The 19,871-nt window shown below is 64.8% G+C and carries 12 protein-coding genes; 5 read left to right on the forward strand and 7 right to left on the reverse strand.

Translation table 11 applies throughout. The features are described 5' to 3' along the window. Nucleotides 1–10 precede the first annotated feature (10 nt). Complete coding sequence (locus tag ACNFJ7_RS16935) at nucleotides 11–706, reverse strand: efflux RND transporter periplasmic adaptor subunit (RefSeq protein ID WP_019368526.1); 696 nt, start codon at nucleotides 704–706, stop codon at nucleotides 11–13. 157 nt (nucleotides 707–863) lie between these two features. Here ACNFJ7_RS16935 and ACNFJ7_RS16940 point away from each other — a divergent pair, with 157 nt between their 5' ends. The 3 genes from ACNFJ7_RS16940 (at nucleotide 864) to ACNFJ7_RS16950 (ending at nucleotide 3,832) form a co-directional block, all read left to right on the forward strand. Continuing rightward, on the forward strand, nucleotides 864–1,277 hold the full coding sequence (locus ACNFJ7_RS16940; RefSeq protein ID WP_019368527.1) for a hypothetical protein: 414 nt from the start codon (nucleotides 864–866) through the stop codon (nucleotides 1,275–1,277). Nucleotides 1,278–1,431: 154 nt separating this feature from the next. Next, the gene (locus ACNFJ7_RS16945) at nucleotides 1,432–2,676 is read left to right on the forward strand and encodes a sigma-54-dependent transcriptional regulator (RefSeq protein WP_019368528.1); all 1,245 of its coding nucleotides are present in this window, start codon (nucleotides 1,432–1,434) and stop codon (nucleotides 2,674–2,676) included. Further along, nucleotides 2,666–3,832, forward strand: coding sequence for a sensor histidine kinase (locus ACNFJ7_RS16950; protein ID WP_019368529.1), 1,167 nt, complete (start codon nucleotides 2,666–2,668; stop codon nucleotides 3,830–3,832). The genes ACNFJ7_RS16945 and ACNFJ7_RS16950 overlap by 11 nt, the downstream gene beginning before the upstream one ends. A 25-nt stretch (nucleotides 3,833–3,857) precedes the next feature. Here the strand turns inward: ACNFJ7_RS16950 and ACNFJ7_RS16955 are convergent, their stop codons facing one another. Further along, complete coding sequence (locus ACNFJ7_RS16955; RefSeq protein WP_050990133.1) at nucleotides 3,858–4,361, reverse strand: GNAT family N-acetyltransferase; 504 nt, start codon at nucleotides 4,359–4,361, stop codon at nucleotides 3,858–3,860. 99 nt (nucleotides 4,362–4,460) lie between these two features. Between ACNFJ7_RS16955 and ACNFJ7_RS16960 the strand changes: the two genes are divergently transcribed. Next, the gene (locus tag ACNFJ7_RS16960) at nucleotides 4,461–4,751 is read left to right on the forward strand and encodes a DUF6916 family protein (RefSeq protein ID WP_019368531.1); all 291 of its coding nucleotides are present in this window, start codon (nucleotides 4,461–4,463) and stop codon (nucleotides 4,749–4,751) included. Between the two features lie 181 nt (nucleotides 4,752–4,932). Here the strand turns inward: ACNFJ7_RS16960 and ACNFJ7_RS16965 are convergent, their stop codons facing one another. After that, nucleotides 4,933–5,568 (reverse strand): phage tail protein, encoded by a 636-nt coding sequence (locus ACNFJ7_RS16965; protein ID WP_019368532.1) that lies wholly within the window; start codon nucleotides 5,566–5,568, stop codon nucleotides 4,933–4,935. Between the two features lie 466 nt (nucleotides 5,569–6,034). Between ACNFJ7_RS16965 and ACNFJ7_RS16970 the strand changes: the two genes are divergently transcribed. Further along, nucleotides 6,035–12,718: an autotransporter domain-containing protein gene (locus ACNFJ7_RS16970; RefSeq protein WP_160327942.1), complete on the forward strand. Its 6,684-nt coding sequence runs from the start codon at nucleotides 6,035–6,037 to the stop codon at nucleotides 12,716–12,718. 164 nt (nucleotides 12,719–12,882) lie between these two features. Here ACNFJ7_RS16970 and ACNFJ7_RS16975 read toward each other — a convergent pair whose 3' ends face one another. The 4 genes from ACNFJ7_RS16975 to ACNFJ7_RS16990 form a co-directional block, all read right to left on the reverse strand. Further along, the gene (locus ACNFJ7_RS16975) at nucleotides 12,883–14,052 is read right to left on the reverse strand and encodes a pyridoxal phosphate-dependent aminotransferase (protein WP_037513147.1); all 1,170 of its coding nucleotides are present in this window, start codon (nucleotides 14,050–14,052) and stop codon (nucleotides 12,883–12,885) included. A gap of 35 nt (nucleotides 14,053–14,087) precedes the next feature. Beyond that, nucleotides 14,088–14,924 carry a sulfite exporter TauE/SafE family protein gene (locus tag ACNFJ7_RS16980; RefSeq protein ID WP_026008955.1) on the reverse strand — a complete coding sequence of 279 codons (837 nt, stop codon included), beginning with the start codon at nucleotides 14,922–14,924 and terminating at the stop codon, nucleotides 14,088–14,090. Between the two features lie 66 nt (nucleotides 14,925–14,990). Next, the gene (locus ACNFJ7_RS16985; protein ID WP_019368536.1) at nucleotides 14,991–17,600 is read right to left on the reverse strand and encodes a TonB-dependent receptor plug domain-containing protein; all 2,610 of its coding nucleotides are present in this window, start codon (nucleotides 17,598–17,600) and stop codon (nucleotides 14,991–14,993) included. A 732-nt stretch (nucleotides 17,601–18,332) separates the two neighbouring features. Beyond that, complete coding sequence (locus ACNFJ7_RS16990) at nucleotides 18,333–19,862, reverse strand: DHA2 family efflux MFS transporter permease subunit (protein ID WP_019368538.1); 1,530 nt, start codon at nucleotides 19,860–19,862, stop codon at nucleotides 18,333–18,335. Between the last annotated feature and the right edge of the window lie 9 nt (nucleotides 19,863–19,871).

A 19,871-nucleotide genomic window follows, 5' to 3' on the forward strand; every position in this document is an offset into this window, starting at 1 on the left:
GGCGGGTTTCCTATCGGAGGAGCAGGGTCTGGTACGGGGTGTAGGCGGCAAGCGGGCTGGTCACGATGCGGTCTCCGGGCGCAAGGCCGCTGGTGACTTCCACCTGGTCCGGGTTGCGGCGGCCGGTGGTGATCGCCCGCCGCACGGCGCGGTTCTCGCCGGTTAGCACGAAGGCGACGGTGCCGCCGGCATCCAGCCAGCCCCCCGCCGGCGCCACCACCGCGGGGCGGTCGGCGCCCAGCGTCAGTCGCACGTCAAGCGTCTGGCCCCGGTTGAGGCCGGTGAGCGCTGCGCCGTCAAAGGCAAGTTCGACGCGGAATCGCCCCTCGGTCACCTGCGGCAGCACCTTGAGGAAGGTCAGCGGCACACCACTTCCGTCGATATCTGCCACCGCCTTCAGCCCGGCGCGTACGCGGCCGAGGTAGAATTGGTCGACATCCGCAATCAGCTTCCATGCGCGTTCGGAATCGACCTGGCCCACGGCGTCGCCCGGCTTCACCATCTGGCCCGGTAGCAGCGTGAAGGCCGTTAACCGTCCGGCGACCGGCGCGCGGACCATCAGGGCGGCAAGACCGGCCCGCGTCATCGCTAGGCTGTCGCGCAACTCTCCGGCGGTGGCGTAGACGCCGGCGGACTGATCGGCCAGCATCCGGTCGGCCTCGGCGGCACTGCGGGTGAGCGCGGCGAGGCGCGCGCTGATAGGCAACCTCTTCGCGCAAGGGGGCTACGGCGGCGACGGTGACGATCTGCTTGTCGAATAGGGTTTCCTTCTGGCGCAGCAGCATTTCCGCCTTGGCAAGCTCGTTGCGGGCGGAAGCGATGTCGCGTCCGGTCTCCTCCCGGCTCTGCTGGATCGACAGACGTTGGCCGCTGATCGAACTGAGCTGCCCGGCGATATTGGCCGAACGGCTGGCGACGTCGAGCGCCAGATCCGGATTAGCCAGCCGCGCGAGCGGCGCGCCCGCCGCCACCGACTGACCGTCACTGGCGATCAGCGCCTCGACTTGGCCGCCGTTGATCGCCGTTACGTATACGGTCTGCAGCGGGGCGACCTGCGCACGCAACGGCACATAATCGGCAAAGGCGGCGCGGGCGACGAGTGCGCTGCGGATGGTCGATGCCTCGACGGCCAGGCTCCCGGAACCGGGCAGGACCCACCAGAGCACCAGCAGGGCAGCGAGCGCGGCAAGGCCCAGGCCGATCCGCAGCGCCAGCTTCAGCCGTTTAGCATGCGGGCGCTCGATCCGCCGGTCCATCGCGGCACCGCTGTTCGCTAGGGAAGTCGCGTCCATGTTCGCCAGCGTACAGGAGTCAGGAATTTTCAGCTAAAGTACTGAGATCTTTACGATTATCAGAAGGCGTTGGCGCAACGAGCGAACAGTGTTCAAGCTAGTGTTCGATTCCGAACACTCGCCCGGAGCGGTCAAGTCTATGCGATCCGAATCGCCAATCCTTCTGGTCATTGATGACGATCCGGACATCCTTCACGCAGCGACGCTGCTGCTCGAGCGGAACGGCATGCGCGTGCGTGCCGCGGCAGATCCCGACCAAGCCTGGGTACGGCTCGCAGAGGGGCCGGTGGATGCGATCCTGCTCGATCTGAATTTCGCTCGTGGGCGGACGAACGGGGAGGAAGGCTTTCGGATACTTGATCGACTACTTGCCGCGGATCGTAACGCTGTGGTGGTGGTCGTCACCGGGCATAGCGGGATCGCCGTGGCGGTGAAGGCGATGCGCGGCGGGGCGAGCGATTTCGTGATCAAGCCATGGAGCAACGAGCGCCTGCTCGCCACCGTCGAGCGGGCGGTGGCGCTCCGCCATGCCCGCTTGGCGGCAGCACCTGCACCGGCGGGCGAGGAGGCGCTGTTGCTGCTCGGCGAAGCGCCGCCGATCGATGCCGCGCGGCGCCTGATCGCGCGGGTTGGGCCAACCGACGCCGCAGTATCGATCAGCGGTCCCCCCGGCAGCGGCAAGACGCTGGCCGCGCGATTGCTCCACCGTGCCTCCGCCAGGGCGGAGCGGCCGTTGGTTGTTCTCGATGCCGCCGGCGCGGATCTGGCGACGATCGAAGCGCGCGTGCATGCAGCCACCGATGCGACGCTGTTGATCGAGAGCGTGGACGAGCTCGCGCCCGCGCTGCAGCCGGAACTGGCGCGAAAGTTGGGGGCCGTTCGCGTTCTTGCCACGAGCAGGCTGGGCCGGGACGCGCTGCGGAGTGTCTTGGCAAGTGACCTGCGGTACCGCCTGAACACCGTGGAGATCACGCTGCCGCCCCTCGCGGGCCGTGACGATGACGCCGTGTTGCTGGCGCGCCATTTCCTGGCTCTGTTCGCCGGCCGTCACGCCCAGCCGCTCCGGACGCTAACCGACGAAGCGATGCGCGCCATCGCTGCGGATAGCTGGCCAGATGGCGTTCACGGGCTGCGCCAGACGATCGAGCGGGCGGTGTTGCTGGGCGGCGGGGACGCCATCGACGTTGCCGCGCTGGGCCTGGCATTGGCCGCGGATTCGACCGAGCCGCGCGCGATTCGCGCGGATCTGAACCTGCACCGCAGCGAATCCGCGCTGGTAGCTGCGGCGCTGAAGCGGCATGCGTTCAACGTCAGTCGGGCAGCGGCCGAACTCGGGCTGACTCGTGCGGCGCTGTATCGCCGGATGGCCAAATATGGGCTCTAGTGCCTTCACCGCACTGTTCCGCGGCCTGTTGCTGCTGGCGGCGGGGGCTGGCTTGGCGCTGGCATGGCAGGCGGGGCTGTACGCCAGCGCGCTGGTGGCATCGCTCGCGGGCCTGTGGGGCGTGGCGATGGCCGTGGTCCATGCGCGCCAGCCTCGCCCGTCGCCGCCGCCGCAGGCTGCGCCGGTGCCGCCGCCCGGCCAAGGCGAACGACGCCTCACGGCGTTGCTGGACGTATCGCCGGCGCCATTCGTTACCCTGGATGGCGGTGGACGGCTGCACGCGATCAATCGCGCTGCCCGGCGGCTTTTCGGGGCCGCCGATTTCGTCGCCGATCCGCCGCCCTCGCTTATCCAGGCCATCGCCGCCGACGGCACGACGCGCGCGGCGACGGTCGTGATCGCCGGGCGGAGTTATGCCCTAGCCACCAGCGATTTCGCGCTCGGCGGCGCGCAGAGCCGGCTGGCCGCACTGATCGACATCGACGCCGAGTTGAAGGCGGCGGAAGCAGCGACCTTACGCGATCTGGTGCAGGTCCTGAGCCACGAAATCGTCAACGCGCTGACGCCGATCGCCTCGCTGAGCCGCACGGCCGCGGACATGCTGGAAGATGCCGCCCCGCCGCTGCCCGCACTGCGTGAGGCGGTCGGCACGGTGGCGCGTCGCGCGGCCGGGCTACAGCGCTTCGGCGAATCCTATCGCGCGCTGGCAAGGCTGCCGGCGCCGGTGCGGCAGCAAATGTCGGCGCGCGAACTCGGGGAGGATATGGCGCGGCTGTTCGCCACGCGCTGGCCTGGCATATCGCTCCAGCTTGAGGTGCGGGACGCGTTGCCGCTGCATGCCGATCCCGATCAGTTGAACGCAGCGCTATGGGCGCTGCTGCAGAATGCCGCCGAAGCCGTGGACGATCGGGCGGGCGGCGCGGTTTCGTTGAGGATCGACATGGGTGCAGGCGAAACGCTGGTTCGCGTGGCGGACAACGGCCCCGGCATCGACGCCGCGGACCGAGACGCGATTTTCCGGCCATTCTTCACCACCAAACCGCAAGGTACAGGCGTTGGACTGGCGCTCGCCCGCCAGATCTTCCTGGCGCATGGCGGGGACCTCCGGCTCGATCCGAGTGGGGAAGGTGCAGCCTTTTTGGGGTGGATCGCCTGACATCTGGGCGCTGCCTCACCCGCGGCTAGCCGGTCCAGCGCAAAAACCGGTGCGTTGCGAACTGCGACGGCGCCTCCATGAAGCCCAGACGCCGATAAAGGCGGCAGGCCGACTGATTGGTGACCTCGACATGCAGGGTTACCGCCTCTGCATCGGCGGTTCGCGCCGCCTGCTGGACCCAACCGATCAACTGCGTGCCGATGCCGCGACTGCGCGCTTCCGGCAGCAAGGCAAGTTCGATCAACCGCCACTCAGCGCCGGTACGATCGAGCGAGAGGCGGCCGATCGCGCACCCGTTCATGTCCTCGACAATCCAGTATGCTGCGCCGGGGCAGTTCTTGCGGTAATGCGCCTGCTGTAGCCGGAACTGATCGGCGACGAAGGCGCGCTTCTCCGCCTCGCTCCATGGCAGCAGCAGCAGTTCCGGCGCCCGCACCGAGTGGTAGAGGCGCAGGAGAAAGGGCTCGTCCTGCCGCAAGACGGCACGTAGCCGCGCAGTCCCAGCAAATGGGGGAAGGGCGCCCATCATGTTCGGCGAGGATATCAAGTCTCGTCTCGCTGCAAAACGTCTCTTTCGTATTGTGCAGTGCTGCGGCAGAAGAAGAGAGGGTTTCGGAGAAGGCATGTGATGCGGTTGATGACGCCAGAGGATTTCGAGCCTTGGGTCGGCAAGAAGGTGCGCGTGAATACTGCGCCGCATCCGGTGGAAATTCTGCTGGCGTGCGTTCAGCGGCTGAAGCCGATTATCGGCGCCGATTTCCGCGAGCCTTTCGAACTGATATTCGAAGCGCCGTGGAGTGTAGTTTTGCTTGACGACAGCTACGAATGCGATTGCGGACGCGGTGGACCTTATCTGATCCACATAACCCAGATCCTGCCCAGGCAGCAGACCCGACGCTATCAGGCGATCTTCACCTGATCGTCCGCGTTCGCGGAGGCGGTGTTGCCCCTAGATAGGGCCGGGCTGCCGCCTGCCTGCGGCACACCGGTCATATGGTATTGCAGCACCATCTCCTTAGCCGGTGGTCGGCGTCGTGGCCTTTGCCGGGAGGATGAACCTCCCGGCGACTTGGCTTGCCATCGCGGTTTGATGGAGGCTGTCAGGGCTGCTCCGGCCAAACGCCGACGGCGGCGATGATCGTGGTGACTGCGAGGAACGGCTGCATCATCGATACCGGCGCGCTGGCCCCGGCGTTATTGACCACTACGCCGCCGGAAATACTACCGACTTGGCCGGAGACACCAGCCAGGTTGACGGCCGTCACCCCCGGATCGTTGGCATGGCTTGCGGGGACGTAGAATTTTGGGCTGGTATCGGGATCGGAGATGGTACCCAAGAAGGCACCGTTCTCAGGCGCCGCAACTTCCGTGGCGTTGTCAAGGCCGGACAAGGCAGTCAGTTGGCCGCTGAAGGCGGCGGACGTTGTCTGCGAAAAGGTGGCGGTGTGGTTATGAACCGGCAATTGCTGGACGGAGAGTGAAGCCTGCTCCAGCCCGCCATTCGCGCCTGGGTTGCGAGGCGTAAGTCCGGGTCCCGATCCCGTGCCCAGGAACACGCGCCCTCGCGCGTCCGGCAGCGCGAATGTCGTCTGGCCGTTGCCTCCGAACGTGTTTCCCAGCAGGGCGAAGAGCGCCTGGTTCTGGTTCACTTGCATCACGGTGCCGTTGCAGAGCAGCCAATTGACTGGTGCGTACCGGAATCCGACTTGCATGATCTGGCCTATAAACGGATCCATCTCCACCCTCCTTGCTGTTGATTGCCTCTTATTCAAGATACAGTAGCGGCGTAAGCAATATCCAGAAAAGGGAAATTGCACGGACTCGGTTGTAAAACGACAACCGTCGTTATCGTTAATGCCTATTTAACGTGTAAAATATCGAATTTACAACATATTTGTATCGCCCGCGAAACAGTTGTGCGATTGCGGGAAAGTCGTGAAATTTGATCCGATTTGCAGTATCGGATCCGAGTCGGGTATATAAAAAAGAAGAATCTGGGTCGCATGAAAGGTCAGCGATCTGTGCATGAACCGCCTTGGGCTGGCGTGTTCGTGAGGGGGATGTATGAAAGTGATGGGGTGTTCGGGGGTGCTTGGAGCCATTGTGTACCGCACAGGGCACATGGCCCATGCTGTTGTTGCAGCGACAATGGCGGCGACGTTTCTGCTTCCCGGATCGGCACAAGCGCAAAGTAGCGGGTGCATGGCTGTCAATGACGGCTTGATCAATTTCACTGCAAGGATCGTCGCCGGCGACCCGCGTCAGCCAGAGACTACGTCCCGAAACGCCACGAACTCGGTCGCTTTGTCGATGATCGGCGCCGTGGACGGGTATACGGACACGACCGGACCGAACCTTGTTCCCGGCACGCGCCCCTTTACCGTTGGAGACAGGCTCGAATTCACGGCCGTGGTCAGCGAGTACAGTGGTACCGGCGGCATGCGCATTCGCTTCCGGATCAACAACACCTTCGTTGGCGCGCCCACCGGCGCACGGGTCACCCCGGACCCGACCAGTACCGGCACCTATACCGGCTACTATAACGTGCCGAGCGGATTGCAGGGGATCGGCATGGCGGTCGACCACCTTGGCACGACGTCCGGAAGCCTGACGACCGCTACTGTCACTTGCATACCTTACATCGATTCCGGCCTGTCCCTGGGCGTTACCATGACGCACTCCGGGACGCCGCAGCAGGGCGGCACGGTCGATTACACGATCACGCCCAGCGCCAGCGGCGCGAACACCGGCACCAACCTGACGCTGCAGTTCACGCAGCCGACCGGGATGACCTACAATAGCGGCTCCGGTTCTGGCTGGAGTTGCACTTCCTCTCGCTGCATCTATTCGAATACGATTGCCAACGGCGCCAGCGGCAATCCGCTAACCTTGCGGTACGACATCGCGAGCAATGCGGCGGCGAGCGTTACGCCCAGTGTCACCCTATCGGGCGGCAATGCCGGAAGTTCGGCCAGCGCCAGCGACCCGACGACGATCGCTGCGGTCCAGACGCCGACAACCGTAACACTAAGCGGCGGGAACAATCAGACCGCGTCCACCGGCGCCGCGTTCGCCACGCCCTTGAGCGTAACCGTGCTGGACGCGTCCAACGCCGTGATCGCCAACACGCCGGTGACGTTCACCGCACCGGCCTCCGGCGCCAGCGGCACCTTTTCGAACAACAGCAACAGCATCACCGTCAACACCGATGGTTCGGGGGTGGCCAGCGCCGGCATCTTCACCGCGAACGGGTCTGGCGGCAGCTATTCGGTGACCGCAACCGCCGGAAGTGCCTCGACCAACTTCAGCATGACCAATAACCTGGTCGTTCTTCCGGCGATCACCGCCCTATCGCCGACCAGCGGACCCATTGCGGGTGGCACGACCGTGGTGATCACCGGCACCGGCCTTGCCGGCGCCACCGCCGTCAGTTTCGGGGGAACGGCGGCTGCAGGGTTTACGGTGGACAGCGCCACGCAGATCACCGCGACCGCCCCTGCCGCCAGCGCGGGCACGGTGGATGTAACCGTCACCACCCCCAGCGGTACCAGCGCCACGGGTGCATCGAGCCAGTTCACCTTTGCGGGCGTGCCCACCACGCCGACCTTGACCGCCACGCCCACGGCAACCACGAACAGCGCGAACGCTACCTTCCAATTCACCCTGGCTAGCGGCACGGCGCAATGTTCCCTGGATGGTGGCGCCTTCACCAACTGCTCCAGCCCGGTGACCTATGCAGGCCTGGCCGATGGCAACCACACGTTCCAAGTGCGCGCGACGAGTGCAGGGGGTACCAGCGCTTCAGTGAACTACAGCTGGACGGTAGATGCGACGGCACCAAACGCGCCGGTGGTTACGAACCCCAGTGGTGGTTCGGAACGTGTGGTGACGAACCGAACGGTAAGCGGTGTGGGTGAAGCGAATGCCACGATAACGGTCTATCTGGACGGGAGCGCCGATGGAACCGTGACTGCGGACGGCAGTGGCAACTGGACCTACACGCTCTCCGGACTGACGGCCGGCTCTCGCACCGTGAAGGCACGAGCAACCGACGCAGTGGGCAACACATCGAGCGATTCCGTCACGCGAACGTTCACCGCGTACAGCGAACTCACCGCGACGCAGCCGATAACGTCGATCACGGCTACCGCCAATACGTCAACCTTCAGCGCACTTCGGCCGGTGCTCCCGTCAAATGGCAAGACCCCGTACACGTTCGCGATCAGCGGCGCTACGCTGCCGACCGGCGTATCCTTCGACACTTCGACGGGCGCACTGAGCGGCACGCCCACATCCGTGCTCGCTGCCACCGACTTCACGATCACCGTGACCGATGCGATTTCGCAGACGCTGGTCAGAACGCTGCGGCTCAGGGTCAATTCGGATCGCGCGCAGTATATGCTCTTCACATCGACGGCGCCGTCGGCGGCGGTGGTGGGTGGCGCAACCTATACACCGGTTGCGCTCGCTTCGTCCGGGCTCACAGTTGCTCTGACGATAGACGCATCCAGCAGCGGGGTGTGCACAATGGCGGGCAGCACCGTGAGCTTCACGGGTGTCGGTACGTGCACGATCAACGCCAACCAAGCGGGCAATGCCAGCTACGATCCTGCGCCGCAGATACAGCAGAGCTTCGCCGTCGGGCCGGGCAGCCAGACGATCAGCTTTACATCGACGGCCCCGACGGCGGCGGCGGTGGGTGGAGCGACCTACACGCCGACGGCCACGGCAACGTCCGGGCTGGCTGTGGCCTTCACCATCGATGCGTCGAGCAACACGGTCTGTACGATCTCTGGCACCACGGTGAGCTTTACGGGCGCAGGCACCTGCCGGGTCAACGCCAATCAGGCGGGCAACAGCAGCTACGGGCCGGCCGTTCAGGTGCAGCAGAGCTTCGCCGTCGGGCAAGGCAGCCAGACGATCAGCTTCACATCGACGGCCCCGACGGCGGCGGCGGTGGGTGGAGCGACCTATACGCCGACCGCCACGGCAACGTCCGGGCTGGCGGTGGCCTTTACCATCGATGCGTCGAGCAACACGATCTGTACGATCTCTGGCGCCGCGGTGAGTTTCATCGGCACGGGCACGTGCGTGATCAATGCCGATCAGGCAGGCGATACCAACTACAGCCCCGCTGTCCGGGTACAGCAGAGCTTCACGGTGAACCGCGCCGATCAGACGATCAGCTTCGCCGTGCTTCCCGACGTGGCGATTACGACATCGACGGTGGCGCTCAGTGCCACCGCGACCTCCGGACTGCCGGTCAGCTTTGTCAGCAACACCGCGTCGATTTGCGCTGTCTCGGGCAATACGCTGACGTTGGCGGCGGAGGGGCTCTGCACGGTCGTGGCCAATCAGGCGGGCGATGGCGTGTGGAACGCTGCGCCCGCGGTGACGCGTAGCTTCACGGTCCGGCCACCGACGCTGGCGATCACGCCAGGCGCGTCTGGCACGGCGCAGGTCGGCACCGCGTTCACGCAGAGCAACACGGCCACCGGCGGTGTTCCGCCGTACAGCTTCGTGCTCGTATCGGGCGCACTGCCGGCAGGCACCAGCTTGGACGCCGGCACCGGGCTGGTCAGCGGCACGCCGACCAATGCGGGCGCGTTCAGCTATGCCATTGCAGTCACCGATGGCGACAGCCCTGCCGTGACAGTGACCGGCAGCACCGTCAGCGGCACGATTGCCAAGGGCGACCAGAGCCTCAGCTTCACCTCTACTGCGCCGGGCTCTGTCGCCGTCGGGGCCGGCGCCTATGCGGTCAGCGCAACCTCGTCGGCCGGCTTGGTGCCTGCCTACACGATCGATGCTGCCAGCGCAGGTGTCTGTGCGATCAGCGGCGCGTCCGTGACGTTCACCGGTGCGGGCAACTGCGTTGTCGTTGTGGGCCAGGCAGGTGACGCCAATTATAACGCCGCCGCTTCGATCAGCCAGACGATCACCGTTCTTGCGGCGCCCGTAGCCGGCGGTCGCTCAGGCGTGATCGTTCCATATGCCAGCACAGGAACGGCAATCGACCTTTCCACGACCATAAGCGGCGGCGCGTATACGACGATCGCGGTCGCTGCAGGTCCATCGCATGGCACCACGACCATCGCGGGTGACATTGTGACCTACACGCCTGCCAGCGGCTATTTCGGCAACGACAGCTTCACCTATACCGCGACGGGCCCCGGCGGCACCTCGGCGCCGGCAACCGTGACGTTGACGGTGGAGACGCCGGCAGCGCCGACCGTCGCGGACGTCAGCGTGGATGTCGTCTTCGGCAGCACGGGCCAGGCGATTACGCTGCAGCCCGCCGGAGTCTTCACCGCCGTGGCGATCGGCACGGCGCCGAGTAAGGGCACGGTCACGATCAGCGGCACCACGGCTACCTATGTGCCGGCCGCAGGCAGTTTCGGGGCGGACACGTTCACCTACACGGCGACGGGCCCGGGCGGCACATCGGCACCGGCGACGGTGACGGTGACGATCGCCACACCGGCGGCCCCGACTGCGGGCGACGTGAGCGCGGACGTCGCGTTCGACAGCACCGGTCAGGCGCTAACCCTGCAGCCGGCGGGCGTGTTCACCGCGCTGGCGGTGGCCGCCGCGCCCAGCAAGGGCACGGTGACGATCAGCGGCAGCACGGCCACCTATGTGCCGACAGCAGGCAGCTTCGGTGCGGATAGCTTTACCTACACGGCAACCGGTCCCGGCGGCACCTCAGCGCCGGCGACGGTGACGCTGACGATTGCCACGCCGGGTGCGCCGACTGCCGGCAATCTGAGCGCGGATGTCGCATTCGACAGCCCGGGACAGGCGATCACGCTGCAGCCTGCGGGGGTCTTCACCGCGCTGGCGCTGGGCACGGCGCCTAGCAAAGGCACGGTGACGATCAGCGACACCACGGCCACCTATGTGCCGACGCCCGGCAGCTTCGGAGAGGATAGCTTTACATACACCGCGACGGGCCCGGGCGGCACCTCCGCACCAGCGACGGTGACGGTAGCGATCGCCATGCCGCCACCGCCTGCGGCGGAGCCGGTCAACGTCGCTGCGGCGGGTACGACCGTGGAGAATGGTTCCAGCGTCGGTATCGACCTGTCGACCCTCGTGTCCGGCAACTTCACCGAAGTGGAAATCGCCGAGCCCCCGCGTAACGGCACGCTCACGTTGCGGGGGCCCGCAGTCGCGGCAGCCGCGGCGACGCGGACCGGCGGCGGCGCGAGAGTCATGGCGACGCAGGGATGGACCGCCATCTATTCGCCTCGTCCGGGCTTCTCCGGAACGGATAGTTTCCAGTTCGTCGCGGTGGGCCCGGGCGGCCGCTCGGTTCCCGCGACGGTGGAGATTGTCGTGACCGGACAAGTTCCGACGGCGCAGCCGAAAACCGCCAGCATAGGCGACGCGCAAACCGTATCGGTGGAACTGACCGAAGGTGCCATCGGCGGACCCTTCACCGCCGCCGTCATCGAAAGCATCACGCCCGCCGATGCGGCGACGGCGCGTGTGGTTCAGGGCGGCACCGCTGCCGAACCCACCTTCCGGCTTGATGTGACCACCAAGGCGCATTTCGGCGGAGTGGTGGTGGTGCGCTATCGCCTGGCAAATGCGTTCGGCAACTCCGCACCGGCGGAGGTGACGGTCACCGTTACTGCTCGGCCCGATCCGTCGGCCGATCCCGTTGTCCGGGCAATCTCGGACACCCAGGTGGAAACGGCGCGCCGCTTTGCACGGACACAGGTGTCCAACTTCATGGCGCGGGCGCAACAGCTCCACCATGGCGGCGGTGCCACCAACCCGTTCGGTATCGCCGTGAGCCTGCGGGATGTGTTCGCTACGCCGCGAGCACCCGACAATACGGCGAATGATGCGGCCCTGTCGCTCAATGATCGCGATCGCATGATGATGGGCCGTGGGGCAGGTGGCATGGACGATGCCGTTACCAATCCTGCCCTGCCGGGCCGCGTTACCCGCGATTCCGATCGGCGGAGCGGCGACAAGGCAGAAGCGGCGACGGGAGAAGAGGGCGAAGATGCCGACGACGCTTCGGGCTCGGGCAGCCGTGCGATTGGTTCGGTCGCGCTGTGGACCGGCGGTTCCATCGAAGTCGGCACGCTGGATCGGCGATCGGGACGGGCCAAGATCAGCCTTTCGAGCGGTGGCCTGTCGGGTGGCGCCGATGTGCGGCTTGCCGAGTGGGCGTCGCTGGGTGTTGGCGGCGGCTTCGGCAGCGATGTGAGCCGCATCGATGGCGAGGCGGCACGCGTGCAGAGCAAAACCAAAATACTCGCCGCTTATGGCAGCTTCGCGCCGATCGACGGCACGTTCATCGATGCGATGATCGGTCGCGGCACGCTCGATTACCGTACGCGACGCAACGTTGTCGACAATGGTGCTGTGGCGCTCGGCAAGCGGGAAGGCGACATGACGTTCGGCGCGGTCTCGGCCGGGGTGGACCGTCAGGACGCCGGACTGCGCTGGTCGGGCTATGGGCGGATGGAATGGCTCCAGGGCACGCTGGATGCCTATGCCGAAACCGGGGCCGACCGCTATTCGTTACGGTTCGACGCGCGTGGCATCCGTTCGCTCACCGGGGTCCTTGGCGGCCGGGTCGAGTTCACTCGCAACATCGGCTTCGCGCTAGTGAGCCCGCGCGTTGGTGCGGAATGGCTGCACGAGTTCCGCGGCGCGGGGATCCAGGCGCTCGATTATGCGGATTTCACCGGTGACTCCGTATACCGCCTTCGCACCACCGGCTGGCAGCGCGAACAATATCAGTTCACGATCGGAAGCCGGTTGAACCTCTTCGTGCGCTGGATGATCGACATGGAAGTGGGCATGCGTGGCGCGGCGGGCGAGCGCGTCGGCCAAGCCCGCGTGCGGATCAGCAAGGAGTTCTGATGCCTTCTTGTTCAGCGGCCGGGCCATGCGCGACGGAGCATGGCCCGGAACATGGATAGACGGAGCGTGTAGAGCAGTGATGGCGTGCACGGCTGCTCCATACGCGAAAAGGGGCTGCGCCGGGAGCAAAGCGCAGCCCCTTGCAATCGCGCAGTCCTAAATGATCAGCCGAGCAGCACCTTGTCGACGGCCAGGGTGAACTTCTGCATGTCTTCCGCCGAGCCGACGGTGACCCGCGACATCGTGGGATAGGCGGTCCAGGAACGCCCGATCTGCACCTTCTGCGCAAGAAGCGCTGCCATCATTTCCTTCGGCGCCTTGCCGTTCCAATCTACCATGAACATGTTGGCATGGCTGCCCGGCAGCACCTTCAGCCCGCGGCGCTGGAGATGCGCGATCGCTTTTTCGCGCACGGCGATCATCTCGTCGCGCCGCGCCTTGATCTCGCTTGCGAGCGGCACCGATGCCGTGCCGCATGCAACCGCCGTCATCGGCAGCATGTTCGTAACCTGCATCCCGTCATACCGCATCATCTTCTCGTGGAGCGAGGGCGCCGCGAAGGTGAGGCCCAGCCGCATCCCGGCCATCCCGAACAGCTTGGAAAAGGTGCGCATCACCAGCACGTCGTCGCGCGTGGCAACCAGCTTCGCTGCATTTGGCGTGCCCGCGAAGTGGATATAGGCCTCATCGACGATCAGCACCGCATCCTTCGGCTTGTTTTCCGCCAGCCACATTATGTCTTCGATCGGGGTCAGCGTGCCGGTGGGGTTGTTCGGCGAACAGACATAATAGAGCCCGGCATTGGGATCCGCCGCCAGCATTGCCTTCACGTCGTGCTGATATTGCGGGCCGAGCGGCGCCTTGGTGACCTTCGCGCCCAACCAGGCGCCGGTGCGCCAGATTTGTTCATATGTCGGGTCCGCCGTGACGATCCCGCGGGTGGGCGAGGCGAACGTCACCGCCGCGCGGTTGAGCGGGTCGCTCGATCCGGGCCACGCTTTGATGTGCGTGGCGGGCAGGCCTTCCACGGCGGAAACTGCAGCGAACAGCTTCTCATGCTCGTTGTTCGGTTCGTAGCGATTGCCCTCCATCACGATCTTCATCGCGGCCTGGGCACCAGCGGGCAGCGGGCCGGTCCAGCATTCGTTCGAACCGATGCGCACGGCGCCCACCACGGCTCTGGCCGATTGCTGGGCCAAGGCTGGCGCGGCCCGGCCGAGCGCGACACCGCCGCCGAGCAGCGCGGCGATCTTGCCAAGGTCACGGCGCGAATAGCCACGGCCGTGCAGATCTTCCTGCACTTCGGAAGTCTTGAGCGTTTCGAGGATGGTCATGTGGATGGTCTCCCAGAATGGATTGAAGACACGCATCAGAACTTGAGCGCGTTGTGGAACATCACGAGCGAAATCACGATGAGGTAAATGCCGAATACCCGTTTCAGCATGGCTGGTTGTAAGGCATGGGCGGCCGCGACCCCGAGCGGGGCGGTGAGCATCGACATCGAAGCGATCGCGACGGTGGCGGGCAGATTGACGAAGCCGAGCGAGCCCCAGGGCAGGCCGGGCTCCCGCAGCCCGATGATCGCGAAGCCGATGGCGCTGGGGATCGCGATTAGCGTTCCGATTCCCGAGGCGGTGCCAACGGCGCGGTGGATCGAGCGACCGCACAACGTCATCACCATGATGGCAATCGTGCCTCCGCCGATGCCCAACAGCGACGAAAAAGTGCCAAGCCCGCCGGCGATGGCAACCCGGGCGACGCCCATCGGCATCGTGTCGCTGATCACCCGGTTGCCCAGGCGTGGCACCAGGAAATTGATCGACATCAGCAGCACGCCGCTGGCGAACACCAGCGTCAGCACATGCCCGTCGACATGGCTGGCGAGCAGCACGCCGATCGCGTCGCCCAATACCACCCAGGGTGCCCAGGTTCTGAGGATATCGAAATCTACCGATCCGCGCTTATGATGGCTCATCACCGATCGGATCGACGTAATGATGATCGTCGCTGCCGAGGTGCCGATTGCGACATGGGCATATTGATGCTGCGCGCCGCCGAGCAGTGGCAGCATGACGAGAAGGGCGGGCACGACGACGAAGCCGCCGCCAATGCCGAACACGCCACCAGCGAAACCGGCAGCGAGCCCGGCGGCCAGCAGACCCAGCATGGGGATCAGCCAGTCCTGTGAAGAAGATAGCAAATGCATCACTCCCGAACTTATGTTCTCGAACGCGACAAATCGGCCGGGAAGGATGTCCCGGCCGATAACTCATCAGAATTTCACGGTAATGCGGCCGTAATAATACCCGCCGTTAATTCCGTATGGCGAGATTGTGGGATAAAGGTTGCTGGAATAGGTGCGGGATCCGGCGATCAACTGCGGGTTTCGGATATTCTCCGCAGACCGTTCGGTCGGGTAGTGGTTGAACAGGTTGTTTGCGCCGATCGATAGCCGGATCGGCTCCAGCACCTGAACCGTCAGTTCGGCATCCGTGATGAAGGCAGCGTTGACCGGTACGATCGTATCAGCACCGCGCAGCGGGCTGTTGCCGGGCGTGGATTCCAGCGCGTAGACGCGGGAGTAATAGCTCTCGCGCAGGTTGAGGCTGAAGATGCCGCGCGTCCAGAAGGCGCCGAAGGTGGCGCGGAACTTGGGCGTGCTGTTTTCCAGCTGGACCAGGCTGTAGCGGTCGATCAGGGCCGAGCGGCTGGGATCGGTGCGATTGACGTAGAGCGGGGTGGGCAGGCCGGAGATGCTGCGTACCTGGTTCTCGTTGTAATTCGCGGTGAGAGACCAGTCGACGGTCCCGAGATCGCCGAAATCGGACATGTAGTTCGCGGTGAAGTCGATACCGCGCGTGCGCACCTTGGCACCGTTGACGAAGGTCTGCACCGCTACCGATCCGTCGATGTTGCGCTCGCCGTTCACGTCGAGCAGCACATAGCTGGGGATCGAGCCGCCGAGTGCGGTAGCTACCGCGTTATATACCGAGCTCTGGTTGTAGGTCAGATAATTGTCGGCATTGTAGGCGACGCAGCGGCTGGCGTTCGAGCCGGCATAGCCTTGCGGACAGAATTGCCCACGAAAGCCGTAGAAGGAGCTGGAGATGAGGATGCGATCGCGGATGTCGATCCAGTAGCCGTCGATCGTCACGCTCAGGCGCTTGGCGGGATGGAAGACGAAGCCTGCGCTGAAGTTGGTCGACTTCTCCGGCTTGAGCCCGCCAAAGCCGAGCGCTGCGCCAGCCGCCGAGTTGGCGGGCAGCACGCCGGAAATGCCGCTGGGGGCGACGTTAATGCCCGAGTAGAAGCCCTCGGCAAGGGTGGGCGCGCGGAAGCCTGTGGAAACGGTGCCGCGCACCGCGAACGCTTCGGAGACGTCGTAGCGGCTGGTCAGCTTGAACACCGTCGTGTCGCCGAAATCGCTGTAATGTTCGTGGCGGACAGCGCCGTCGATCAGCCACGCCGCGACTGGCTTGATGCTGAGATCAAGATATTGCGAGAAGTTCGTGCGGCTGTGGTTGCCCGCGTCATTGGGGCTGTAGCCGAAAAAGGATTGGGCGCCGCCGCCAAAATAGGAGGCGGGGTCGCCGGAGACGATGCCATAGGTGTCGCGCCGCCATTCCAGCCCGCCGGCCAGGTTGGCCGGTTCAGACAGCCCCAGTTCGATCGGGTAGGTCAGGTCGAGCGTATTGGTCCATTGGCTGGCCTTGAAGTCGCCATTGTGGAACTCGGTGGGGGTGAAGCCGGTGGCGCGGTACAGCTGGGCGTTGCCCGAATTCTGCACATAGACCCCGACAAAGTCGTCGCCATAGGTGGAGGCGATGTCGAACGTGCCGGCGCCAAGCGCGCCGCGGAAGCCGGTGGTGACCGCATAGTCGGTCTCGCGAATGGCCTCGAGCGGCTGGAAGCCGGCAGGGTAGAAGGGCACGCCTGCTGCGCTGACGATCACGTCCGGGGTGCGGACATTCTCATAGGCGCGGGCATATTTATGGCCGTAGCTGCCAAAGGCGTAGAGTTCATAGTCGCCGAAATCATAGCCGGCATTCACCATCACCGAGGTCTGGCTGATCGAGGGATCGCCGAGGATACGGTTGGTATAGGGATAATGAGGCAGCGTGCGGATCGCCGGGTAGAGCGAGAGGTAGCGCTGCGCCACCGCGTTGTCGCCATAGACCTGCGGGTTGATGTCGCCGCGGAAGCTGAAGCCCTTGCGCTTCTTCTCCACGGTCACGTTGACGAAGGCGTTTTCGATCGGCGCGAAGCCGACATTCCCGGCGACCGCATAGGTCTTGCCGCCTTCATCAAAATAGCGACCACCCGTCGCCGTGATCATGCCGCCATGATCGGCCTTTTTCTGAATGATGTTGATGACGCCGGCGATCGCGTCGGTGCCATATTGGGCGGCTGCACCATCCTGCAGCACTTCGATATGGTCGATCGACAGCGGCAGGATGAAGCTGATGTCCGGCGCGGCACTGCCGCCATAGGGACCGCCGGCAATCGAAACATTGGCGGTTCCGTGACGACGCTTGCCGTTCAGCAGGACCAGCGTGTGGTTGGGGCTGAGCCCGCGAAGCTTCATCTGCAGGTTGTGCGCCTGAAGGTCGCTGCCGAACGCCTGGGCCTGGACGCTCGGCAGGTTCTGGGCAAGCGCCTGGATGAGGTCCGGCTGCCCCGTCCGGGAAAGTTCGGCGGCGCTCAACAATTGGATGGGTGCCGGGCTGTCGGCGGCGCGCAGGCCGGTGACGCGTGTGCCCGTGACGATGATGTCGCCGGCTTCTTGCGCCGGTGCGGCATTGTCCTGGGCAAAAGTCGGTGTGGCGGCAAGCGCCGTGGCGATGGCTAATGCCGTAAACGAACCTGTTTCACGAAATCGCATTCGATCCTGCCCCCCGAAGGCTGTTGGTTGACGCTCGTTCGCTCCTGGACCCGGTGTCTGCCGCTTGTTCTTGTTGTTGTTGCTTTTCCGGTTCTTCTCGTCGGTTGGTGTCGGCCGCGTCGGCGCGCAAAGACGCGTCTCCGGAAGCGCGCAGCTTCGGAGTGACTCGATCGACACTGGGGTACGCAGTACGGGCCTCGCCCGAAGCGCTCGCCGCACATTTCCATCCCGCCCCCGCAACCGGGAAGCGGCATCGTCATACGAACGGGAGATCCTTCGGCTACGCCGCGCCGCCCAAGTGCGGGGCTGCTATCCTATCGCGGTGGAGCCGAAGCGAAACGGCGCACGATGCCGCTTCTGGTCTCAAACTACGCGGAACAAGTTGTGGCGCTGTTGATGGTCAGCGAGACCGTCCGTTGCGCCAAGGCCATCAGAAGACGCTGGTGCTTTTCGGACTTGCGACGCCGATCGGCGTCGTTTCCAGCATGAAGCTGTTTGGCGGCATCACGGTGATGCCTTGCTGAAGATGGTCGGCCATTTGATCACCCCAATCTGATCAAAGCGCCATCAAACATCCGCCCCGGCACAAATTTTTTGCTTTGCTCCGAAGAAGCTAGCTGGGGGACAATCGTTGTCAATGCGCGAATGACGTATTGTTAAGCTTTTGCGTCATTCGCAATGCCGCTTGCCGCATCCGTAAAGATTGAGATGCGGCAAGCAGGAACATTGCAGCTAGTGCGCAGCGCTTGGATCGACCGCACGCTGCGGACGCGGCGTGAACCAGATGATCCCGGCAGCGAATACAAAAATGATCGCCGACAGCAGAAAAATATGGGTGGTCGCGAGTGTCAGGCTTTCCTGCTCGACCAGTCGTGCGACAACGCTGCGCACCTGATCTACCGAAAAACCTTGCGCCGATAGCGTCGTCAGCGTCGGATCGGTGTTCATCCGGGAAACGATCTCGCTGCGTGCGACGCGAGCGCTGTCATCCCAGATGCTTGTCGAGATCGACGTGCCGATCGCGCCCGCCATGGTGCGCAGGAAGCTCATTACGCCTGCCGCCGAGGCGGTTTCCTCCGGCCGCACCGAACCCAGAGCGAGCGTGGTGAGCGGGATGAAGAAGAAGGGCATGCCGAAGCCCTGCAGGAATTGCGGGAAGGCAAAGGTCCAGAACCCGGCCTGGCTGTTCCAATAGACGCGCAGCAGCGACGACAGGCCGAGCCAGAGGATGCCGAACGACACCAGCAGGCGCGGATCCACCTTGTTCGAGAGCTTGGCGACCACCGGCGACATGAACACCGCCGCCACGCCGGAAAAGGCAGTGGCATAGCCTGCGTAAGTTGCGGTGTAGCCTTGGCTCGATTGCAACCATTGGGGGATGATCACTGCCGAGGCAAAGAACGTCGCAAACGCGAACGACAACGAAAGCACCGAAACGGTGAAGCCTCGGTGACGGAAGACGCGCAGGTCGACGATCGGGTTCTTCGCGGTAATCTCCCAGGCGAGGAAGACGAGGAAGCCGATCGCGGCGACGACGCCAAGCCACACGATGCTCGCGCTGTTGAACCAGTCGTGCTCGCGGCCGAGATCGAGCATGATCTGCAGTGCGGCGATCCACAGCACCAGCAGGCCCAGCCCGCCCTTGTCCACCGAAAGCTTCTCGGTGGGCGTCTCCGCGCGCGTGAGCAGGCGCATCGCACCGAATGCGCAGAGCGCCGCGACGGGAATGTTGATGAAGAAGATCCAGTGCCACGACCAGTTGTCGCTGATCGTGCCGCCGGCAATCGGGCCGAGGATCGGTGCGACGACCGTGGTCATCGCCCATAGACCCATCGCCTGGGCATGCTGGCTGGGCTTGAAGATGCGCAGCAGCAGCGTCTGGGTGAGCGGCATCAGCGGACCGCCGCACAGCCCCTGGCCGATGCGGCAGGCGACCAGCATGCCCAGCGACGTCGACAGGCCGCACAGCACCGAGAAGATGCCGAAGCCGATCACGCCGAGGATGAACACCCGCACCACGCCGAAGCGACCGGCGAGCCAGCCGGTGAGCGGCACGCAGATCGCCTCCGCCACCGCATAAGACGTGATGATCCAGGTGCCCTGGCTCGCCGAGATGCCCAGGCTGCCGGCGATGTGCGGCACCGAGACGTTGGCGATCGTGGTGTCCAGCACCACCATGAAGTTGGTCAACGCCAGCACCACGCCGGCGAGGATCAGCGAGGGCCCCGAAAGGAAGCCCCCGCGCTGCGTCTGGCCGTCCATGGCACGCAA

This window comes from Sphingomonas sp. HT-1 (assembly GCF_048568905.1).
Classification (GTDB): domain Bacteria; phylum Pseudomonadota; class Alphaproteobacteria; order Sphingomonadales; family Sphingomonadaceae; genus Sphingomonas.